We start from the raw sequence: 1082 nt of genomic DNA on the forward strand, positions 1-1082 counted from the left end.
GCTCTGATAAAGATAGTCCTTTACCTTCTGTGTGCTGGAACAGAGTGCATAATATCTGCCATAAAAATAAAATTCCGCGGACTGTCCTTTTACATCAGGGTTATTCTTCCAGAAAGGGTCTTCCTCATGAAACCCCCTCGGCTCACAGAAATACAAAAATACTTTCAGTCCGTACTTCGCTGCCTTCTCAACCATTCTGCTAAGTGCCGGTATCTGCTGGCTTTCCTTTTTCCCAAACTCCGGAAATACATCAGAGGAAACTATGTCCCTTAAAACACAGTGTAGCCAGACAGCATTAAACCCTTCTTTTGCTATCTCTTCAAGATACCAGTCAGGATGGTTCTTTACTGAGTCCTCTATCTCTTTACCAACGAAATCACCATATGGTGAACGGATAATCCTTATCTCAAATACCTCTTTCATTTTGTCCTCCTCTTGCATTTTTTTATCTAATATTTTAAAATCTTTCTGATTAAAAGCAAACAAACTTTCACACAGAACCTATGAAGATAGGATTTGGAAAATCAGTGATAACACCACCTGTGGGTTTTTCGCTGGTGGGATATTTTTTCAACGACAGGAGGTCTACAGGAATAAGAGATGAACTCTATGCAATCTCCTGTGTGATAGAGGATAAAGGAATCCTTTTTGCTATTACAACTGTTGACCTTCTCTGGCTTGGTGAAAACCAGATTAAAAAGGTACGGAATCTCGTTAATAAAGAAATAGGTATACCAACTTCTAATATACTTATTCACGCAACACATACACACACAGGACCTATCCCTGATAGTTCAGGTAGAGAGATATTCAGAAAAGGATTTTATGTAGAACCCTCCTATTTAGAAATTCTACCTTTTTACATCGCAGGAAGTATAAAGATGGCTTATAACCGTATGACAGATGCGTCCATCTCCGCAGGGGCTGACAGGATAGAAGGAATTGCATTCAACAGAAGATATCTGTTAAAGGATGGAACGGTAATTACAAATCCATGGCTCAGAATTGAGGAGATAGTGGAGGTTGCAGGACCTGTGGATGATACCCCTGTCTCTTATACACATCTGACGCTGCCGACGAGC

At 40.2% G+C, this 1082-nt stretch carries 2 protein-coding genes; one reads left to right on the plus strand and one right to left on the minus strand.

Features of this window, described 5'->3' with window-relative positions; all coding sequences use genetic code 11:
* On the minus strand, positions 1–423 hold a 423-nt coding region (locus N3D17_07765), incomplete at its 3' end, for a hypothetical protein (protein ID MCX8083259.1).
* Between the two features lie 80 nt (positions 424–503).
* On the opposite strand from N3D17_07765, the gene N3D17_07770 reads away from it, so the two are divergent.
* Positions 504–1082, plus strand: a 579-nt coding sequence (locus N3D17_07770) for a neutral/alkaline non-lysosomal ceramidase N-terminal domain-containing protein (GenBank protein MCX8083260.1), incomplete at its 3' end; no start/stop codon positions are given.

The organism is bacterium (genome assembly GCA_026414725.1).
Lineage (GTDB): Bacteria > Ratteibacteria > UBA8468 > B48-G9 > JAFGKM01 > JAAYXZ01.